18 protein-coding genes are annotated in these 20,597 nt (G+C 54.6%); 11 read left to right on the forward strand and 7 right to left on the reverse strand.

From position 1 onward, the window contains the following. The first annotated feature begins 205 nt into the window (after positions 1-205). The 3 genes from GL2_RS08595 (at position 206) to gcvH (ending at position 3,068) form a co-directional block, all read left to right on the forward strand. Positions 206-1,321, forward strand: coding sequence for a CNNM domain-containing protein (locus GL2_RS08595; RefSeq protein ID WP_143730265.1), 1,116 nt, complete (start codon positions 206-208; stop codon positions 1,319-1,321). Between the two features lie 205 nt (positions 1,322-1,526). Continuing rightward, a complete protein-coding gene (gene gcvT / locus GL2_RS08600; RefSeq protein WP_143730266.1) occupies positions 1,527-2,615 on the forward strand; it encodes a glycine cleavage system aminomethyltransferase GcvT in 1,089 nt (362 codons plus the stop codon). A gap of 66 nt (positions 2,616-2,681) precedes the next feature. Beyond that, complete coding sequence (gene gcvH, locus GL2_RS08605) at positions 2,682-3,068, forward strand: glycine cleavage system protein GcvH (RefSeq protein ID WP_143730267.1); 387 nt, start codon at positions 2,682-2,684, stop codon at positions 3,066-3,068. A gap of 68 nt (positions 3,069-3,136) precedes the next feature. Here the strand turns inward: gcvH and ptsP are convergent, their stop codons facing one another. Then, on the reverse strand, positions 3,137-5,401 hold the full coding sequence (gene ptsP / locus GL2_RS08610; RefSeq protein WP_143730268.1) for a phosphoenolpyruvate--protein phosphotransferase: 2,265 nt from the start codon (positions 5,399-5,401) through the stop codon (positions 3,137-3,139). A 93-nt stretch (positions 5,402-5,494) separates the two neighbouring features. After that, positions 5,495-6,001 carry an RNA pyrophosphohydrolase gene (locus GL2_RS08615; protein ID WP_197736566.1) on the reverse strand — a complete coding sequence of 169 codons (507 nt, stop codon included), beginning with the start codon at positions 5,999-6,001 and terminating at the stop codon, positions 5,495-5,497. A gap of 339 nt (positions 6,002-6,340) precedes the next feature. Between GL2_RS08615 and GL2_RS08620 the strand changes: the two genes are divergently transcribed. Both GL2_RS08620 and GL2_RS08625 read left to right on the forward strand, forming a co-directional pair. Further along, positions 6,341-6,997, forward strand: coding sequence for an HAD family phosphatase (locus GL2_RS08620; RefSeq protein WP_143730270.1), 657 nt, complete (start codon positions 6,341-6,343; stop codon positions 6,995-6,997). Between the two features lie 55 nt (positions 6,998-7,052). Beyond that, positions 7,053-8,231: an imelysin family protein gene (locus tag GL2_RS08625; RefSeq protein WP_232053798.1), complete on the forward strand. Its 1,179-nt coding sequence runs from the start codon at positions 7,053-7,055 to the stop codon at positions 8,229-8,231. Positions 8,232-8,297: 66 nt separating this feature from the next. Here the strand turns inward: GL2_RS08625 and GL2_RS08630 are convergent, their stop codons facing one another. From GL2_RS08630 to GL2_RS08645, 4 genes are all read right to left on the reverse strand, one after another. Beyond that, positions 8,298-8,831 carry a DUF882 domain-containing protein gene (locus tag GL2_RS08630; RefSeq protein ID WP_143730271.1) on the reverse strand — a complete coding sequence of 178 codons (534 nt, stop codon included), beginning with the start codon at positions 8,829-8,831 and terminating at the stop codon, positions 8,298-8,300. Positions 8,832-9,963: 1,132 nt separating this feature from the next. Then, the gene (locus tag GL2_RS08635) at positions 9,964-11,142 is read right to left on the reverse strand and encodes a murein L,D-transpeptidase (RefSeq protein WP_143730272.1); all 1,179 of its coding nucleotides are present in this window, start codon (positions 11,140-11,142) and stop codon (positions 9,964-9,966) included. Positions 11,143-11,169: 27 nt separating this feature from the next. Beyond that, positions 11,170-12,366, reverse strand: a complete 1,197-nt coding sequence (locus tag GL2_RS08640) for a murein L,D-transpeptidase (RefSeq protein ID WP_143730273.1) — start codon at positions 12,364-12,366, stop codon at positions 11,170-11,172. Positions 12,367-12,612: 246 nt separating this feature from the next. Beyond that, on the reverse strand, positions 12,613-14,580 hold the full coding sequence (locus GL2_RS08645; RefSeq protein WP_143730274.1) for a L,D-transpeptidase family protein: 1,968 nt from the start codon (positions 14,578-14,580) through the stop codon (positions 12,613-12,615). Positions 14,581-14,804: 224 nt separating this feature from the next. Here GL2_RS08645 and GL2_RS21465 point away from each other — a divergent pair, with 224 nt between their 5' ends. Further along, on the forward strand, positions 14,805-14,981 hold the full coding sequence (locus GL2_RS21465; protein WP_172621095.1) for a hypothetical protein: 177 nt from the start codon (positions 14,805-14,807) through the stop codon (positions 14,979-14,981). A 34-nt stretch (positions 14,982-15,015) separates the two neighbouring features. Here the strand turns inward: GL2_RS21465 and GL2_RS08650 are convergent, their stop codons facing one another. Then, the gene (locus tag GL2_RS08650) at positions 15,016-15,846 is read right to left on the reverse strand and encodes an NRDE family protein (protein ID WP_143730275.1); all 831 of its coding nucleotides are present in this window, start codon (positions 15,844-15,846) and stop codon (positions 15,016-15,018) included. A gap of 95 nt (positions 15,847-15,941) precedes the next feature. Here GL2_RS08650 and lgt point away from each other — a divergent pair, with 95 nt between their 5' ends. The 5 genes from lgt to GL2_RS08675 all read left to right on the forward strand — a co-directional run bounded on the left by lgt (position 15,942) and on the right by GL2_RS08675 (position 20,592). Further along, on the forward strand, positions 15,942-16,793 hold the full coding sequence (gene lgt / locus GL2_RS08655) for a prolipoprotein diacylglyceryl transferase (RefSeq protein ID WP_143730276.1): 852 nt from the start codon (positions 15,942-15,944) through the stop codon (positions 16,791-16,793). A 6-nt stretch (positions 16,794-16,799) separates the two neighbouring features. Then, positions 16,800-17,633 carry a thymidylate synthase gene (locus tag GL2_RS08660; protein ID WP_143730277.1) on the forward strand — a complete coding sequence of 278 codons (834 nt, stop codon included), beginning with the start codon at positions 16,800-16,802 and terminating at the stop codon, positions 17,631-17,633. A 12-nt stretch (positions 17,634-17,645) separates the two neighbouring features. Beyond that, on the forward strand, positions 17,646-18,155 hold the full coding sequence (locus GL2_RS08665) for a dihydrofolate reductase (RefSeq protein ID WP_143730278.1): 510 nt from the start codon (positions 17,646-17,648) through the stop codon (positions 18,153-18,155). A gap of 287 nt (positions 18,156-18,442) precedes the next feature. After that, positions 18,443-19,225, forward strand: a complete 783-nt coding sequence (locus GL2_RS08670) for a DUF3450 domain-containing protein (protein ID WP_143730279.1) — start codon at positions 18,443-18,445, stop codon at positions 19,223-19,225. After that, positions 19,222-20,592, forward strand: a complete 1,371-nt coding sequence (locus tag GL2_RS08675; RefSeq protein ID WP_143730280.1) for a MotA/TolQ/ExbB proton channel family protein — start codon at positions 19,222-19,224, stop codon at positions 20,590-20,592. Before GL2_RS08670 ends, GL2_RS08675 begins: the two co-directional genes overlap by 4 nt. Positions 20,593-20,597 lie beyond the last annotated feature (5 nt).

A 20,597-nucleotide genomic window follows, 5' to 3' on the forward strand; every position in this document is an offset into this window, starting at 1 on the left:
CGTAAACCCCAAAGGAAAATATCAGCATAACTTGTTTAGAGGAAAAACGTGATTGCTCTCTTTGGGAGGTCTTGATAAGACCTGACTTTTTTCAGACTTTATTTACCTGCCTGGCAACTCTTTTGGATTTTGATCGAATGCAGGCTTGTTGTGTCACGGACAGTGCGCAAGAATTCAGCTCTAACTCAGCTGTAATCAGGGATATATGCTCCTCTTAATTACCTATATTTTTATCGCCCTCGGTTTTTCATTTCTCTGTTCGATTGCCGAGTCGGTCATTCTCAGTGTAACTACACCATACGTGCGGCTATTGGAGCGCGAGGGGCACAGGGCTGGGCCGCTGCTGCGCAAGCTCAAGGGAAATATCAATGCTCCCCTTGCAGCAATTCTAACTCTGAATACCATTGCCCATACCGCAGGTGCGGCTGGTGCCGGTGCCCAGGCTGCGGCGGTGTTTGGAAGCCAGTACCTGGGCATAGCTTCGGCGATCCTGACCCTGTTGATCCTGGTTTTTTCCGAGATCATTCCGAAAACTCTGGGCGCGGTTTACTGGAGACAGTTGGCACCATTTACCGCCTACGCGTTGCGCGGCCTGGTATGGCTTCTCTACCCGTTTGTAAAAATGTCTGAACTGCTGACCCGCGGCCTCTCCCATGGACCGACCCTGACCGGCTTCAGCCGTGATGAGTTTGCCATTATGGCTGAGATCGGTGAGGCCGAAGGGCAGCTGGAACAGCGCGAGTCGAATATTTTGCGTAATCTCTTTTTCACCCTGCGGGACCATTCTGTGCGTGAGGTGATGACCCCTCGTACCGTGGTTTTCTCCCTGCCCCAGGATGCAACGCTGGTGGAAGCCTACGAAGAGGTTGAGAAGGGGCGCTTCTCCCGCATTCCAGTTTACGAAAATCGCGATCCCGATTGTGTCGTGGGCTTTGTACTCAAGCAGGATTTGTTACTCGCTTATGCCAAGGGCGAGCGAGAGCGCAAACTGGCGGATTTCCGCCGGGAAATGCTCATGTTGCCGGAAACTGCCACGATCTATCAGGCCTTCCAGAAGATATTGTCGCGACGTGTACAGATCAGTGCGGTATTGGATGAATATGGTGGTCTTGAGGGCGTGATTACTTTGGAGGACCTCCTTGAGACCCTGCTTGGAGAGGAAATCGTCGATGAGGCCGATAAAACCCCGGACCGCCAGGAGCTGGCCAAACGTCTTTGGCGCTGGCGCTCGAAAAAATATGGCCTCAAGGTAGATGAATCAGCCAAGGAAGAGCGGAAATCGGAAGAGAGCAGTGAGGGGCGTGAAGGCTCCGACGACTAATTTTCCCTCTCTTCAGGTTACCTTTATCTGCCTTCAGTGGCGCCTGCGGAATCTTTGACGGCCACCGGCAACCTGCACAGGTTTTAGTCCCGGTGGCTGCTAGGCTTGCTGAGCATATATGTCGCAGTGCATGGTCTGCTGGCAAGGCTCGTGCTCAAGCCGCTAGAATACGCGGCTTCGGAACCTGACGGACTGAGAATTTAAGATGGGAAACAGAACGCCTCTGTATGACACACATGTCGCCATGGGCGGCAAAATGGTGGATTTCGGTGGATGGGACATGCCGCTGCATTACGGCTCCCAACTGGATGAGCACAATAAGGTGCGCACCGATGCGGGGATGTTTGATGTCTCCCACATGACTGTAGTGGATATCGATGGTGCCGCCGCTCGCGATTACCTGCGCTACCTGCTGGCCAACGATGTGGCCAAGCTGGATGGCAAGCCTGGTAAAGCCCTCTATACCGGCATGCTCAATGATAAGGGCGGAGTAATTGACGACCTGATCGTCTATTTGCGTGATCCCGGCTACCGTGTAGTGGTGAATTGCGCGACCCGCGAAAAAGACCTGGCTTGGATGAACAAGCAGGCTGAGTCTTTCGAAGTAACCCTTACCGAGCGCCCGCACCTGGCAATGATCGCCATTCAGGGCCCCAACGCCATTGCTAAGACCAAGGAGGTCCTGGGGATTGACTGGACTGCCGCGATCGACGCGCTGAAAGTATTTGAGAGTGTGGCTCGTAGCGAATGGTTTGTGGCACGCACTGGCTATACCGGTGAAGATGGCCTGGAAATTATGCTTCCCGGAGAGGATGCCAGTGGCTTTTGGCGCGCCCTCGCCGATGCTGGTGTGGCGCCATGTGGCCTGGGAGCCCGCGACACTCTGCGCCTGGAGGCGGGTATGAATCTCTACGGCCATGAAATGGATGAAGAGACTTCTCCATTGGTAGCCAATATGGCCTGGACTATTGCTTGGGAGCCGGAGGGGCGCAACTTTATTGGCCGTGCGACCCTGGAAGATGAAAAGGCGCAGGGCGTCAAGCACAAGCTTGTCGGTCTGGTATTGGAAGAGCGCGGCGTACTGCGTGCGGGTCAGCAGGTGGCGGTAGACGGTGCTGAAGAGCGCGGTATCATTACCAGCGGAACCTTCTCGCCGACTTTGGGCTATTCCATCGCACTGGCACGGGTGCCAGTCAGTGTCGGTGACACCGCAGAGGTGGAAATCCGCAAAAAGCTGCAGCCGGTCAGGGTGGTTAAGCCCTGTTTTGTGCGCAACGGCAAGTCGGTTATTTAAGCGTCGCCCGCAGGTGTACGCGTTGGCAAGACAATATATTCAGATGCTTAATCAAGGGATAACAGCATGAGCGAAATCCGCAATGAACTGAAATACCTCTCCAGCCACGAGTGGGCACGCCTGGAAGAGGACGGTACTGTGACTATTGGTATCAGTGACCACGCCCAGGATGCCCTGGGTGATGTGGTATACGTTGAGACCCCGGAGGTCGGTAACACCCTGGCTGCAGGGGATGAGGCTGGCGTGGTTGAATCAGTCAAAGCCGCCAGTGATATTTACTCCCCGATTTCCGGTGAGGTGATCGCGGTGAATGAGGCACTGGAAGAGGCGCCGGAAACCGTCAATTCCTCCCCTTATGACGATGGCTGGTTCTTCCGCATCAAGCCCAGCGACGTGAGTGAACTGGACAACATGCTGGATGCCGAAGCGTATCGAGCGGAGTCTGCGGAGTAAGTTCTGCCGCTTCACGAGCACATAAAAAACCGCTGCCAAAAACAGCGGTTTTTTTGTCTCAATAGCTGCTAATGAGTGCCGCTTGGATGCAGGATGTTTTTCAGGCCGATCCTGTGTAAAAAGGCATTTACGGTTTTCTCGATTTCCTCCGCACAGTCCATTTTAAGCACCTGGTGCAGGAGTAGCTCGGTATCCGCTTGGCGCACAGCGCGCAGCGTAGCCTTTACCCTCGGCAGGTTGGTAGCGTTCATCGATAGCCTGTCGTAGCCCATTGCTACCAATAGTAGGGCGCCGCCAGGTTCGCCAGCCAGCTCCCCGCAGATACCTACCTTGGTGCCCTCCGCGTGGGCGATGCTGACAATCTCCTGCAGTGCTCTCAGTACCGCCGGATGTAGTGCATGGTAGATATTGGCGACGCGGGTGTTGTTGCGGTCTACCGCCAGAAGGTATTGGGTCAGGTCGTTACTGCCGACTGAGATAAAGTCTGCGCGCTCGGCTAGCTCGCGAATCAAGTAGATCGCCGAGGGCACTTCCACCATAACCCCGACAGGTGGCATTTCAATTTCATACCCCTCTTCCAATAGCTCGCGGTAGGCCCGCTCTATCAACTTGCGCGCCGCTTCAAGCTCATTGAGCCCGCTGATCATGGGCAACATGATGCGCAGGTTGTTCAGGCCTAGGCTGGCCTTCATCATGGCGCGCACTTGTGCAAGAAATATTTCCGGGTGATCGAGGGTGACGCGGATACCGCGCCAGCCGAGGAAGGGGTTGGTCTCCTCAATCGGAAAATAGGTCAGCGCCTTGTCACCGCCCACATCCAGAGTGCGCATGGTGACTGGCATGGGCGCGAAGGCCTCCAGTTGTTCCCGGTAGATCTCGCGCTGCTCCTCCTCAGAGGGAAAGCGGTCGCGCAGTAGGAAGGGGACTTCGGTACGGAACAGGCCCACGCCCTCTGCACCGCGCTCCAGGGAGCGCACCACATCGGCCATTAACCCGGTATTAACAAGAAGGCAGACCCGGTGGCCATCGGCAGTTTCCGCCGGCAGGCCGGCCATATGATCCAGGCTGCGCGCGAGCTGGTGCTCTTCCTCGACGATATCATCATAGCGGCGCTTGAGCTCGGCGCCGGGATGGATATGCAGATCGCCGCGATAGCCATCCACTACCATGTCCACACCATCGATAGTCTCGTAGGGCAGGTCCTGTACGCCCATGATGGCGGGCAGCCCCATGGCGCGGGCGATAATGGCCACATGGCTATTGGATGAGCCTTTGACGGAGACTGCGCCAATCAACTTCTCCCGCGGGACCTCGGCCAGCACAGCAGCGGTCAGTTCTTCACCCACGAGAATCGTGTTATCCGGGTAGTCGCGCTCGCTTTGCTGGCGCTGATGCAGGTGCGCGAGGACCCTGGACCCCAGGTCGCGCACATCGGCAGCCCTGTCGCGGAAATAGGAATCGGACATGGCTTCAAAGCGTCGCACATGCTCCAGCATCACCTCGGCCCAGGCTCTGGGTGCACTCAACTGCTGCTGGATACGGTCGCAGACTTCGACTGCGAGGGAATTGTCATCGAGCATACTGATGTAGGCATCGAACAGCGCACGCTCCTCGCGATTCAAGTCGCCCTTTAACCTTTCCCCAACTTCACGGATTTCTTCCCTGGCCGTGCTGAGTGCCTGCTGGAATAGTGCCAGCTCATCTTCGATATCCAGGCACAGGGAGTAGGGTACCGTGGCCAGGTTTGCCTGGGGCGTGACAATGTGGGCACTGCCTATGGCAACGCCTGGAGAGCCGGCGATACCGGAGAAGTGGGTTTCCTGACGTTGTCTGCGAATGGTGGCCAGCGTACCGGTAGCCTCCGCATGGGCAATCACTCCTGCAAGCTGCGCAGACAGTGTGACCAGAAATGCCTCCTCACCTTCATCGAAGCGGCGCTGCTCCTCCTGCTGGACAACCAAGACGCCGAGCACGACGCGGTGGTGGATAATCGGGGTGCCTAAAAAAGCACTGAAACGCTCCTCTCCGGTAGAGGGGAAGTACTGGAAGGCGGGGTGAGCTTCGGCTTTTTCCAGGTTGATAGGTTCTTCCCGGGTTACCACGTTGCCCACCAGACCCTCACCGGGTGCCAGGTGTACTTGGCCCACCGCACTGGGAAGCAGGCCGTCGGTGGCCATCAGGACATACTTACCGGACTGCTTGTCACGCAGGTAAACAGAACAGACTCGGGTGTGCATCACCTCGCGCACACGTCGCACAATGATTTGGAGCACCGCGGGAAGGTCCCTGGCGGTGTTAACTTCCTGAACGATACTGCGCAGAGATCCGAGCAATGGCCTGTCCTCGCCAGTCAACGGAGAAATTCATGGGTCCAGGGCCAGCCTGGAGCCAGGGGATGCTGGATGAAACGGGTTGCGAATGCCGGGTTATTCACCCTTGTCGCGCAGCCAGCGTCTCTCCAGCTGTAACTGTTGTGGTGCCAGCTCGGTCAGAGCGCGCCGGTAAACTTCGCGCTTGAAGGTGACCACCTTGCTCAGTGGGTGCCAGTAACTGACCCAGCGCCAGTGATCGAATTCGGGTTTGTAGCCATTGTCAAAGCTGATGGAAGACTCCTGCGCCTCCAACTTGAGCAAATACCACTTTTGCTTTTGTCCGATACACAGCGGTTCGGAGCGCCGGCGAATCAGCCGCTGTGGCAGGCGGTATCGCAGCCAGCCTCGGGTGCAGGCAATCAGGCTGACTTGATCGCGAGTGAGGCCTACTTCTTCGTACAGTTCCCTATATAGCGCCTGTTCTGGGGTTTCGCCCGGGTTTATTCCTCCCTGGGGAAACTGCCAGGCGTCCTTGCCACCTACCCGCCTAGCCCACAGCGCTTGACCGCGGGCATTCAGCACAATGATGCCGACATTGGGGCGAAAGCCCTCGGTGTCTATATTGCTGCTGTTTTCGCCACTCGGGCCCCGGTTGCGGTTATTGACCGCGGGGCTGTCGGTGCGATTTGATTGCTTGGCGGGCCTACGGCGGTTTCTTCTCCCGGCTTGTGCCGGCTTGCCGTCGCCCAAAATACCGTCCTCAATACTGTTGTGTGCTGCCGTGCGCTGCACTTACTTGTCCCGCATTGTTCCACAGAGGTGGATTTACAGCAATTCAGTGACGCAGTCCGTGTGATGCTGGCGAGTGCGGGGTAAAATTGCCTGTCGTTGTAATGACGGCGGCCTAACCTTGGCGGTGAAATACCCATAGGGAATCTATAGTTTACGGGGGAGTTGGTGGTGCAGCTGGCAATATTTGATCTCGACAATACATTGATCGGCGGAGACAGCGATCACGCCTGGGGTGAATTCCTGGTGGATCGGGAGCACGTGGACAGTGAGCATTACCGCTCGGCCAATGACCGCTTTTACCAGGATTACCAGCGCGGCGACCTGGATATTTTTGCCTACCTGGAATTTGCCTTGGAGCCGCTCTCGCAGATTTCTCGCGGCCAGCTGGAAAACCTACAAAGCGAGTTTATGCAGGAAGTGGTCAGTGAGTTGTGGCTGCCGGCGGCGCAGGAGCTGATTGGCGAGCACCGTCGCAAAGGGCACCACATTATGATTATTACCGCCACCAACCGCTTTGTGGTTGAGCCCATTGCCGCGCGCTTGGGAGTCGATACCCTGCTGGCAACCGAGCCGGAAGAACAGGGAGGTCAATTCACCGGGCGGGTTGTCGGTGAGCCCTGTTATCAGGCCGGCAAGGTATTGCGTCTGCGCCAATGGCTGGCGCATAACCCTGAATTTGAAAGCAGGGAAAAATGGTTTTATAGCGATTCCATCAACGACCTGCCCTTGTTGGCCGAAGTCGAACATCCGGTGGCAGTTGATCCCGATGCAAGTCTGCGTGCAGAAGCGGAAGCGCGTGGCTGGCCGGTTATCAGTTTGCGCTAGAGTCGCTGAATCGCACCGCCTGAACCTTTGCGACAATGGGAAAATGAGGAATTGAGTGAACGGATATAGCATTCGGCAACTGGCTGTAGCGCTGTTGCTCTGCAGCCTGGCTTTTGTATCTGGCTGCGAGAAGAAGTCGGCAGAGCCGCCCAAAGCCATTCGGGATGTGGCACCACAGCAGGTCAATGAGAAGGCCGCTTCGGATCTCTCCCTGGCGATCTGGCAGGCTGGGCAAGCCCAGGTTCTTCATACCCACGCTTCGGTGGAAACCTTGCAGCGAGCCGTAGAGGCTCTATTGGTGCAGCCGAGTGAGGACCAGCTGGAAGAGGCCAGGCTCTCCTGGCTGGACGCCCACCGGGAGTTCGCGGCGACACTCCCCTATATCCAGCTGGCTTTTTCCCCGGTGGATTTGCGCAGCCAGGGGCGCAAGTTGTTGCTGGCATTGGATAGTTGGCCGGCCCAGGCCGGTTACCTGGATACCGTGCCAGGGTATTCGGATAGCGGCATCGTTAACGATACGGCTATCGAGCTGACATTGGCCAATTTGCGTAAGCAGCATCGTCTCACTGCCCACGAGGAAGCGAGTACCGGTTTCCATGCCCTGGAAATAATGCTTTGGGGGCCTACGGGAGAGCGCACGGCTGCAGATTTCGTCTCTGATAGTAATGGAGAGAAGCCAGAGGCTCTGGCGGTGAACCGCCGTCGCGAATTGACCCGCCTGATTGCAAAGGGGATGGAAGAGGATATGGCGGGCCTGGCGCGCCGCTGGCCAACTTCTGCCAATAATCTCTCCCGTGAATATCTCTCTTTGGGGCCAGTTGCGAGGCTACAGCAAATCCGCGCGGCGCATACAAAGGTAATTGATGAGCAATTGCTGCGACGTCTTCCCGAGGGCTCCGAGAGTGATGTCGAAAGTGGGCGGGCTGCGGATTCCAAACAGGCACTGCTGGCGATTATGGCAACCCTGCAGTCTAACTGGATTCCCACCGGTGGTGGCGGCATGGCTGAAGTACTTCTCGACCGCCATCAAGTGAGTGCCTTGGAGGAGACTTTTTCAGACTTCGAGGCCCTGCTGCTAAAAATGGAGGACCCGATTGAGCTTGCAGAGCTGGGGCAGTTAACCCAGGCGCGCAAGCTGCTGGAGCGTATGGCGGGCCTGATGGCGGGGATAACCCAGGTCCCGGTGTCGGAAAAGGATGTAATGCCTGTTGCTCTTCCTGTGGAAGAGAGCTGAGAAAACTGACTGATATAAAAAACCCCGGCAAAGGCCGGGGTTTTATTTTGGGGTATTTCTTCAGTATTACCAGCGGCGTACAGGACCTGTGTCCACATGTACGAAGTTACTTTTCGGATAGTAACCCACACCGCCCGCCTTCAGGCTCAGTGCTGCCTGTCGTAGTTTGGACAGGGACACACCGGGCATACGGATATCCATGGCCATGCCGCGAGTATGGTAGCTGCGCTTGGCAACTCCGCGACCTGCAGCGCGCAACTTGGCGTTGGTCTTGGCCGAGCGGTACCCTGAGATGATCTCGATGGTACCTTTATAATTGAACTTTTCCTTCAGCTTATACACGATATCCAACAGTTTCGGGTCCATTCGAGTCACTTCGTTGGCTCGGTGGTCGCGCAGCAGTTTGTTGAATTGTTTCAAGCCGCCGCTGCTGTAGTCTCCGTTTGCCCAGTAGGCGGCCTCCAGCTTCTCCCCGGTGTGCAGGTTACGCAATTTCAGGGTGCGGGAGCTACCTACTTTAGCGAAAGTCGGTCCGGCGCTGACCGCCGCCGCAGTTGCGCAGGTCACTGCCAGGAATCGACGTCTGGATGGATTCTTCATAATTCCGCCTCGTCGTTAACTCTCATCGGTGCGCGTTGGGTGGCGCATCCGGGTACGGCAGAAAATGTACAAAAAATAACCAGTTGTTACAAATTTACAGCTGCTAATTCAGAAATAATTACATACTCTCACTGGTAAATTTTTCTTCAGATGCTACGGGAGAGTGAAATTTATATGGAAATAAATAGGCGTCACCTAAAAATAAGGAGACAGCGTTGTCATTTTGACTGTTTTGCTAAAAAAACATTTTTTTTGCGACTGGAAAGTTCTGTAAGGAGGGTATTTCGGGCCTGGAAGTGAGACAGTCTCAAATTCTTACCCTGCAAACGCCTCTGATTGTACAGCGGGGCATAGTCAGACGATTAAGTTATGGCAGCTCAGGCTTGCGTGGCCGGGCAGTCTCACCCGGCCTTCATCATATCAGCGCCTTTTATCAATCATATGTTTGTATGTACATGTATATACATGCCGGTTTGTGGCTTTGTTGGTGTAGCCATGCCAACCAGGCATCGACTCTATTATTGGCTCTAATGGTAGTGACGAGCCGTTGCTTGGGCCTGCAGCCTTCATCTTGTGAGTTTCTACAGTGCGGACAAATTCAGTTATGAAGTCAACGAATTGAGGGAGATTGCTTGTTGATCCTGTTGAGAGCTATTTCTGAAAACCGACCTGCCTACTTCTTTTCGATGCCTTGAAAAGCCCCCTCAGTCATCGACCGTACTTTTGGCAAAGGCTGTGTAAACAGTATGTATGCGGCAATGTAATTGGGGGGTAAATAACCTGAATGGTATTAACGGAGCACTGAATTTTATTGTGTGGGGTGGGATTTAAGAATAGCAAATTCCTTTATATGAAATTGGTCGTTCAATTTTGTATTTAAATTTTAAGGGCTTTGATTTTGCTATTTTTGAATATTAACTGGATAGTCGTTATTCCTTGCTGCGATGGTAGGTAACTCCTACTTTTTACTTTCAAGTTTTTGAGGGGAAACCCCTCGCCTAAATTTGAGACTGCTTTTTTGCAGGAAGCGTGGTTGTGTATTCGTTATTTTTATTTGGTTATGTACTTTTCTGGAAAGTTTAAACCCAAGTTCTCAGTAAGCGGGATTTCCGTCTCCCACTTTAAAAGCCAGCTAATTCAGGGGCCCCTGCTTTTTATCGCGGTGATAAATATCCTGGCGGAATTGTGCGCGCCCATCGGCATCTATCCAGGCTGTCATATAAACAAGGTAAAGTTGCGGAGCGGGCTTAACAGGTACATTGAGAATTTCGCTGCCGGTTGTCGCTTGAGCGATGCGGGTTCTATCCCAGCCCTGGGGTTCAAGCAGGGAGTAAGCCAACTCTTCCGGTTGCTGCAGGCGAACACATCCGTGGCTGAAGGCGCGCTGCTGTTCTGAAAATAAGCTCTGCGCCTGAGTATCGTGCAGGAAAATGGCCTGTTTGTTAGGAATTACAAACTTTACCTTGCCGAGGGTGTTTCCCGGGCCGCTGACCTGGCGCAGGGTGGCATGGCCACCAGCGGCACGGTCGAGGCTCTCGTCGGTGATCGGCGATGTATTTCCGCTACGGTACTGAATTACCCGATAACCACGGCGGTGCATGGCAGCGGGGTTGTGCCGAGCCTTGGGCAGGAGTTCGGTGATTAAGATACTTCTGGGCACTGTCCAGGTGGGGTTGAAAACTACACTGGTGATGCGGCTGCGCATATTGGGTGTGCGGCTGCTGCCCTTACCCACTACCGTCTTCATATCCAGTTTTACCTGCCCATTTTCCACCAACTGCAAGCGATAGCTGGGAATATTGACCAGCACATAACGGCTTTCTGTGGGCAGGGATAATTGCTCCCAGCGATCCGCGTTCAGGATCATTTGTCTGGCCCTCTCCATGGGAGAAACTGATAGCGCGGTGAGAGTTTCACTGTTGGCGACGCCGGAAGCCGGCAGCCCGTGCCGGCGCTGAAAACTTTCAACGGCGGACTGCAGGGCGCTATCGAAGCGCAGGTGATCCTTCTGTGGAGCTGATGAGGGGCCAGGCTGCCCACGATAATCCCCATAAAGTTCCAGTAATTTTCGCAGTTGCAGAACCCTTACATCTTTATCCCCTGCTTGAAGAGGTCCTCCCTGGGCAATAGGTCGCCAGCGCTTGGCTATTTCGCGGTAACGGTTAGCTTCATTCCTCAGCTGCTCGCTGACACTGGTTGGAACCAGTGCCGTAGGCTCTCTGGTTGCCATGGCACCGTGTATCGGTGTTGCGGAGGCGATTACCAGGCTCAGTAGGGCTGCGAGCCCTAGGTGACGGGGAGTGCTGACCATATACAGCTCCCGTGGTGATGCATGAGGTTAACCACGGTTTGTCCCTGCGTCGGAACTATCGCGATGGTAAATATCCGGGCGGAACTGCAGTTGCCCATGCTCATCTACCCAGGCGGTCCAGTAGGCGATGTAAACCGGTAGCGGTTTTTTCAGCGTTACGCCGTGGGTGCGGCTACTCATCAGGGCCCGGTCGATACGCGGTCTATTCCAGCTGTTTTGCTGCGCCAGCATCATGCGGGCAAATTTCAATGGTTTCTCCAGCCGAATACAGCCGTGGCTAAAAGCGCGCTGGGACTTTTTGAACAGGTGTTTGCTGTTTGTGTCGTGCAGAAAAATTGCCTCGCGGTTGGGGATTACAAATTTGACTCGCCCCAGAGCATTACCCGGTCCGCCTTTTTGCTGCAGTGTGACCTTGCCTCTACGTACACCGGCGACATTGCCGCGGGTAAAGGGAACTGCCCTGCCGCGATGATTGACCAACCGATAGCCCTTGGCGCTCAGGGCTGAACTGCCTTTGGGCAGGAGTTCATGCAGGGCAATACTTGGAGGTACTCGCCACACAGGGTTAAATTCCAACCGGGTCATGCGTGTGGCGATTTGTGGTGTCTTGTGCTTGGGTTTGCCCACAACCACTTTCATGCGAAATTGCTCGCGGTCGCCATCGATCAGTCGCAGGCTGAATTCCGGAATATTCACGATGATATAGCGTGGTCCCAAATCTTTGGGGAGCTGTTTCCAGCGCTGGAGGTTGGCATTGAGTATGCGCACAAGCTTTGCGGGGTTGGTATTTAGACGTGCGCGGGTACGTTCGTCCACCAGCCCATCAGCTTTTAGTCCATGGCGCCGCTGAAATCGATGTACAGCCTGCTGTAGGGACTTATCGTAGACATTGGCTTCAAGGCTGCTTTTTTGGTTCGTTTCTGCAAAATCATTGGGGCGGTAATCCCCGTAAAGCATCAACAGGCTACGCAGTTGAGCGACCCTGGGGCTGCGACTTCCCGGCGTTATAGGTTGGCCTTTGCTCAAAGGCTTCCACTGGTCCCCCTCTGCCAGGGCACGATAACGCGCCAGCTCCTCACTGAGCAGGGCATATTGTCGACCATAGGGAGAGAAAGGATCGCTTCCAGATATGCTCTCATCCAGAGTGGTGTCACCACCTCTGTCAGGTGCAGCATTTGCTGTTGAATATTCGAAACCAAATGTAATGGCTAGTGAGAGGGCCATAACCCCATTGCGCCATCTTACCTTTCGAGAGGTTTGTCTGTGAGGAGATAAGTAGCCAACACCCATAAGTCACCCCTGTAAGCGAAGGAGGATCAATGGAACTGATCACTCTGCTCACATTGGTAACTTGTGACTGAGGAGCTCTAAATAATTTTGAGGAATGGGCGCCAGGGGCGACCATATAAAAAAGGTATACAGGGAATGCTTGGGGGAGGCTAAGGGCGACCAAGGGGTCGCCCTGTCTGTTCAAAATTGATTATCGCTTAGTCCGTCCTTTCCATAGATGTCCGGGCGGAAGTTCAGCTTGCCCTGACCATCCACCCAGGCTGTCCAATAGGTGATATACACCTTGACCTGTTGTCTCAGGTCCACCTCGGTGGTTTCCTCACCGATAGTGAGTTTATCGATACGCCACTGGTCCCAATCGCCTTGAGGACGCAACAGGGCTTCGGCCAGGTGACGGGGCTTTTCCAGGCGAATACAACCGTGGCTGTAATCCCTGTCGGTGAGCGAGAAGAGCGTGCGCGCACGGGTATCATGCAGGTAGACATCGTGCTTGTTGGGAATCTCAAATTTCACCCGTCCGAGTACGTTTTCCTCACCTCCCATTTGGCGCATCAGGTAGGACCCTGCACCGGCCGCCGAGAGATTCCTGGCTGTGAGGGGCAAGTGTTCACCGCTGCCACTGACCACCCGGTATCCCATATTTTCCATACCGGCAGGGTTCTTACGTGCCTTGGGCAGGATTTCATTGACCAGAATGCTGCGCGGCACAGTCCAGGTGGGATTGAATACTACCTTGCTGACGCGCGTAGTGATTTCCGGCGTTGCATGTTTCTTCTTGCCCACCACAACGTTCATGGCCAGCTTCACCCGGTTGTTCTCTACATACTGGAGACGGTATGCGGGAATATTTACCTGGATAAAGCGCGCCCCAAGGTTGCCAGGCAGCTCTTCCCTGCGCTGAATATTCATCTCAACAATTTTTGCTCTTGCGGCAGGGGAGAGGTTGAGTCGCTTGCGTGTGCCACGGCCTACGATGCCATCGGGTTTGAGGCCGTGGCGTTTTTGGAAGCGCAGCACCGCTTCGTGCAGGCCGCGATCAAACCTGTTGGGGTCGCCACCGCCATAACTATAGCGACCATGATAATCACCGTAGAGGGAGAGCATATCGCGCAGGCGGCTCACATGGGGGTGGCGTGCCCCCATGGTCATAACAGGGCCTGGAGGGATTGGGCGCCAGCGCCCACTGGCGGAGATTTTGCGAAGTCGTTCAAGCTCACTCCTCAAGGCATAAGCATCGCTGCCATAAGGATTGCTCTCCTCGAAATAAGGGCCCTCACTGTTTTTTGAGGGAGGCGCTGTCGCGCTGTCGCGGCTATTACCACTGCGGCCCTGATTGTAATAGACACGACTGCCATCACTCCTGGCCCCAGAACCACTCCCGCTGTTATCCCGACTGGAGTTTAACCGCGAGCGGTTGTATTTGCGGGTAGAGCTAGAGGAGCCGGAGTAATTGCGGTCTCTGTCGGTATTGTAATCACGTGAGTAGTGGCGGCTGCGCGGGGTGCTGCCGTTAATTCGCGCCCGGTCATAGCCGCGAAAATGCTTGCGACCACGATGCTCATTGGACTCTCGCTGGGAGGGTTGGGCTACAGCAGCCATTCGAAAACCCTGGTTGTCACGAAGTACCGGAGTAATACCGCGGCGCGGACGGCTCTTGGGGCTGATCCTGTCAAGCTGGGTGTCCTGGGCATAGGAGACAAATGCATCGGTGAGCAGGATATCCAGGACTGCGGCCATTTGCAGTCGTTGGGGGGTGTCCCGAAGAGTGCGATCGAAATAACCCAAATGGTAGCGGTAGTCCACCATACTGCTGGGATTCCCCGAACTGGCGGCGGTCAGTTGTTTGAGTAGATCGTTAGCGCTATCACTCAGGTTGTAGTTGTCAAACCAAAGTAGGCGGTAACCGTTGCGCTGGTAGATTCTGCGCACTGCAGTGGGATTGAATATGGGGTCCTGGGCCGGCCACGCATCAGGGTTTTCCTCTAACCAATGAACCAGGTGCGGGCGCACGGCGTTTTCTGGCAATACCGGTACCGTTTTCTGATTCGCGGCAAAAGCGTAATAGAGAATAGAGACACACAGTGTGCCGAGAGTCAGCAGGGGCAGAATGGATTTGCGTTTACGGTGCTCTGGGTTGAAATAAGACATGGTACCTCAGCGATACAGCAGGGGCCCGGAGTTGTCTTGTGGATAATGCCGGGCGCCAGATCGTTCATACCTTCCCAACCTGTAGCGAGCCCATCCAGAAACTGTTTGGTGTCCAGCGTTGACTCGCATTTGTCATGCGTCCCGCGTGACTTCCTTTTTTACTTAGACTGTATTGGCGCCGCGCTTGCGCGAATATCAACCAATTTCAGCCTGTGAAAGTAAGTATGGCAACAATTGCAGAATTTGCTTGGCGTTTCTTTCTCTTCAGATTAGGAGGCAAGGAAAAAAGCGCCTCTGCACCGATCGAGCTATTAAATATGTACTCTTTTGGGGGAGATTATTTGATTAAGAGGTGGATGCTTGTGCGAAAAGATACGGCTAACCAGGCTGGGAAAAGCTGACTAAGTCACAGTTTTTCATGGGGTTTTAGTTGTTTTAGACTGGTGGAAGGCTGAGATGACGCAGCGGTCCCTGTGGCTTGCCCTCCACGAATGTCTGCTCCCATAGTTGGCTGAAACCATATCGATTAATGGCGATCAGTGTACTGGCTCGAGTGCCATAGCCTCCATTCGTGTCATTTAAAGCAACACCAGTTGGCAGGAGTTTCTCCCTGCGGTCTATCTGCACGAAAATTGGCGACAAGGCCCTTTCGAGAGGCAGACCAATTCCTGTGTGGGGGAGAGTTGAGTCGGTAGCCCTCTGTCTGTCCTGAAGCAGGTTTAGGGCGGGCCTTACAAAGTTTCCCTCGCTGATTGGCCCTTTTATATTTTGCACAATTCGGTCCAGCCCTGTTTTCCCATTTTCGACCTTGGGCCAGGGGGCATCTGGAGCCCCGTTGGAAATGCCGTGAATACCGGCTGTAAATAAAAAGGGGCTATGGCGATTGCCCGCACAAGCGAGTGAATGCTCCGCTTTAAGGTCAAATAGCAGAGCGTTAAAACCGCGATAGCTGGGCCCTTGGAGTTCCCTGGCAAATTGTTCGGGGGTTCTGTTATCGATCAGAAAATTGACTGGAATTTCCCCGCGGGATAGCGCTTGTTCGGGTTCGGATCTGCCGGGTTCTCGGATATTGGTTACCGCGGCGACCCTCCCAGGGGAAATACCTGCCCAGGTGCCCCCAGCTTCTAAGTCGCGCCCGGCAACCAGGCATTTCGTTGGCCAAAGCGCTGCCGCTGCCGTGGGGCGAGCGTAGAACTCATCCCGGTTGGCAATTAATAGCAGTGGATAATCGGGGTGGCAGCGATAGGCAAACAGCAGCAGGCACATAGCGGTTTCCTGAAGGGTGGGGAAAGGCGCGCCCCTTTCGCTAAAGGGTGCTTTGCGACCATAATACGCCCTTAGCCAACAATCTCGATTCCCCCATGCTGACTTATCCAGAAATAGACCCGGTGGCCATTGCTATTGGCCCCTTAAAAGTACATTGGTACGGGCTGATGTACCTGTTCGGCTTTATTGGCGCCTGGTGGTTGGCGTTGCGGCGCAGTACCAAGTCATGGTCGCCAGTGATCAAGTCCGAAGTCGAGGATCTGATTCTCTACTGCGCCATTGGCGTGGTTGTTGGCGGGCGGCTCGGCTACATGTTTTTCTACAATCTGCCGCAACTGATTGAAAACCCGCTATCCCTGCTCAAAGTTTGGGAAGGTGGTATGAGTTTCCACGGTGGGCTGGTCGGAGTAATGCTGGCCACTGTCCTCTATGCCCGGAAAATAGGTACGACCTTCCCGGCTTTGATCGATTTTGTTGCTCCCCTGGTGCCCATTGGCTTGGGGCTGGGCCGACTGGGTAACTTTATCGGCCAGGAACTCTGGGGCCGGCCGACTGAAGGCCCCTGGGGCATGGTATTTCCCAAAGACCCTGAACTACTGGCCAGGCACCCCTCACAGCTGTACCAGGCCTTTCTGGAGGGGCTGGTGCTCTTCGCGGTGCTCTGGTGGTTTTCCAGTAAACCGCGCCCACGCCTTGCGGTAGGCGGCATGTTTGTCTTGCTCTATGGTGTATTCCGCTTCTTGGTGGAGTTTGTGCGGGAGCCGGATGGTCATATAGGCTTCGATCTATTTGGCTGGATGACCCGAGGGCAGCTGTTGAGTCTGCCGATGATTGTAGCCGGTATCACTCTACTGGTGTGGAGTTATCGCACCCAACCGTTACCAGTGGGGCGCGGTGGAAAAGATGGCAATAAAGAGACGCGTTCCCAAGCTAATGGCGGAGCATAGCAATAGATGAAGCAGTACCTCGATCTAATGCGCCATGTGCGCGACAACGGCACTGAAAAAGGTGACCGCACGGGCACCGGCACCCTGAGTGTTTTTGGCTACCAAATGCGCTTTGATCTCGCGAGAGGTTTTCCGCTAATTACTACGAAAAAGTGTCACTTGCGCTCGATTGTCCACGAACTACTGTGGTTTTTGCAGGGGGATACCAATATCCGCTACCTACAGGAAAATAAGGTAAGGATCTGGGATGAGTGGGCTGCAGAGGACGGTGATTTGGGCCCGGTATACGGCCACCAGTGGCGCTCCTGGCCGACACCGGATGGTCGTCAAATCGATCAGATTGAACAGTTAGTGGAGCAGCTGAAAACCCGCCCCGATTCCCGCCGCTTGATAGTCAGTGCCTGGAATCCTGCTGACCTTCCCGATGAGGGCGTCTCTCCTGCAAATAATGCCCGTCAGGGTCGTATGGCGCTCGCGCCTTGCCACGCGTTGTTCCAGTTCTATGTGGCGGATGGCAAGCTGTCCTGTCAGCTGTACCAGCGTAGTGCGGATATTTTCCTTGGCGTGCCCTTCAATATCGCCTCCTACAGCCTGCTGACCCTTATGCTGGCTCAGGTTTGTGGTCTGCAACCCGGAGAGTTTATCCACACCTTTGGCGATGCCCATCTCTACTCTAACCACTTGGAGCAGGTGGAGCAGCAATTGCAGCGGGAGCCGCTGCCTCTGCCAGAAATGCACCTCAACCCCGAAGTGCAAGATCTGTTCGCCTTCCGCTATGAGGACTTCGAGCTGAAAAACTATGAAGCCTATTCGCATATACCGGCACCGGTTGCGGTTTAAGGGGAGAGTGGAGTGGAAATATCTATCGCCCTGATTGCGGCTATAGCGCGCAATGGTGCTATTGGCAAAGGCAATGAGTTGCCCTGGCGCATTTCCGGTGACCTGCAATTCTTCAAGCGCACCACCATGGGCAAGCCCGTGGTAATGGGCCGCAAGACTTATGAATCCATTGGCCGGCCTTTACCGGGCCGGACCAATATCGTGATCACCCGTAACAGTAACTGGACTGCCGGGGGCGTCGAGGTGGTGGAGTCGCTGGAGGCTGCCTTGGACCTTGCTCGCGAGCGCGCTTTGGCGGTCGGTGCGACCGAGCTGATGGTGATCGGTGGAGCACAGATCTATCGCCAGGCGCTGCCGCTGGCTGCTCGGCTCTACGTTACTGAGGTGGGTGCTGAGGTTGAAGGGGACGCCTTCTTCCCAAAGATTGATGACTCGTGGGTCGAAGTGGTGCGGGAGTGTTACCCAGCCTCAGACAAGAATGAGTACAACTACGCTTTAGTTCAGTACGACAGATTTAAATAAAAACAATTTGATTAAAACTTAACCAATCTGTTAAATTCTACGACAGCTTACAAAGGAAACGCCGCCGTCAATGTGTGCAAGCGACCCGGTTTTGTTACCCGGTTGTTACCTTGCTACCCATGCGGACCGATGCTGACAATCGGCATTTGAATAATCAAATCGGCTGTTTACAATGTGCGGCTCTTAGCTGTCTTCTAACCAATGTTTTTAAAACAAAAGGACACCGCGTTGTAGCAGCTAACTCATCGCGACCATGTTGTGAAATATTGAACCCACTGGGGGGTCTAATGAAAACCAAGCGATTCATGGCTGTGGCGCTGACCACTGCGTTGTCTGCCGGCGCGCTCTACGGCAGCATAGCCACTGCGGATACTCTCGATAACGTACTCGCCGTCGGCCAGCAGAAAACCACTGCGGCCCAGGCATCGCAAAAGCGCATCGACAAGATTGCCGAAGAAACCAGCAGCCTGCTGCAGGACTTCAAGGTGGTCAATAAAGAAATCGATGGTCTGCGCGTATACAACCGTCAGCTGGAAAAGCAGTTGGCCAACCAGCTTCAAGTGATCAACGAGCTGGATGAGTCCATCGCCAATGTCACTGTAATTGAACGTCAGATCCAGCCGCTGATCCTGCGCATGCTGGAAGGCCTGGAACAGTTCATCGAACTGGATGCCCCGTTCAAGCTGGACGAGCGCATGGCTAACCTCGAAGGCGTAAAGAACAATATGGACCGTTCCGATATCACCGTTGCGGAGAAATTCCGCCAGGTGTTGGAGCTGTACAACTTCGAAGCGGAATACGCACGTAAGATCGACACTTACGGTGATTCCCTGAACGTAAATGGCCAGGAGCGCGAAGTAAACGTGCTGCAGATTGGTCGTATCGCTCTGCTGGCCCAGACTACCGACTCTGAAATCTCCCTCGCCTATGACAAAGGCCAGAAAGCCTGGGTGGAAATCGATGCTGGCGAATACCGCCGCGCCCTCATGAGTGGTCTGAAAATCGCCAAGAAACAGGCCACTATCGACATCATGACCATGCCGATCCCGGCTCCGGAGGCAGCGCAATGAAATCCTCTATCGCCAAACGCGTATTAGTTGCAGCAGCGGCTGGCCTGCTCAGTTTCTCTGCTGTTGCCCAAGAGAAGGCAACTTCCCTCGACGACCTGCTGAGCAAGGTTAGGCAATCCAAGATTGCTGAATCCAAAGAGCACAAGCAGCGTGAAGCAGAGTTCCGTCGCCAGAAGTCCAATCAGCAATCCCTGCTGAAAAAGGCCAAAGACACTCGCACTGCTGAAGAGAAGCGCTCTGCTGAACTGGAAAAGAAATACCAGGAGCAGGAAGTTGCTGTAGACCAGAAGCGTCAGCAGCTGGACGAGCGTATGGGTTCTTTGAAAGAACTGTTCGGCCATATGTCCTCTACTGCCGCAGACTTGCGTGCGAGCGTCGGTTCCTCCCTGGTTTCCGCTCAATACCCTGGTCGTACAGAGTTTATCGATAGCCTGCTGGCTAAAATGAACACCGCTACTCAGCTGCCGACTATCGAGGAAATTGAACGCCTGTGGTTTGAAATTCAGCGCGAAACTGTTGAATCTGGCAAGGTTGTTAAGTTCAACGCAACTGTGATCAAGCCCAGTGGCGAACAGGCTCAACAGGAAGTTGTACGTGTTGGTAACTTCAACCTGGTTTCCAACGGCAAATACCTGGAAATGAACAATGCCTACAAAATGGCTGAGCTGATTCGTCAGCCGGATGCCAAGTTCCAGGGCATGGCAGATAGCCTGCAGGCTTCTACTGCTGGCTTCAGTGCTTTCGGTGTAGACCCGACTGGTCCTACTGGTGGTTCTTACCTGAAAGCCATGATCAACAGCCCGGATATCGTTGAGCGCTGGCACCAGGGTGACATCGTGGGTTACATCATCACTGCTGTTGGTGTATTTGCGATGCTGCTGGCCATCTTCCGCCTGATCGTGTTGACCGGTATTAGTGCAAAAGTTAGTGCACAGCTGCGTTCTTCTACCCCGAACACCAATAACCCACTGGGCCGTGTACTGGCTGTTGCGGAAGAGAACAAAGGTGTCGACGGCGAGACTCTCGAGCTGAAGATGGAAGAAGCTGTGTTGAAAGAGCGCCCGGCGATCGAGTCCGGCCTCAACCTGCTGAAGATCATCGCGATGGTTGCACCGCTGCTGGGCCTGCTGGGTACCGTTACCGGTATGATCGTAACCTTCCAGGCGATCACTATCTTCGGTGCTGGTGATCCGAGAGCAATGGCTGGCGGTATCTCCTCTGCATTGATTACCACTGTATTGGGTCTGTGCGTTGCTATTCCGACTGTACTGATGCACACCATCGTAAATGCCCGAGCCAAGCGCGTCCTGCATATTCTTGAAGAGCAGAGTGCTGGTATCGTGGCAGAAAACGCCGAGCGCAAATAAGAGGA

It is taken from the genome of Microbulbifer sp. GL-2 (genome assembly GCF_007183175.1).
Lineage (GTDB): Bacteria > Pseudomonadota > Gammaproteobacteria > Pseudomonadales > Cellvibrionaceae > Microbulbifer.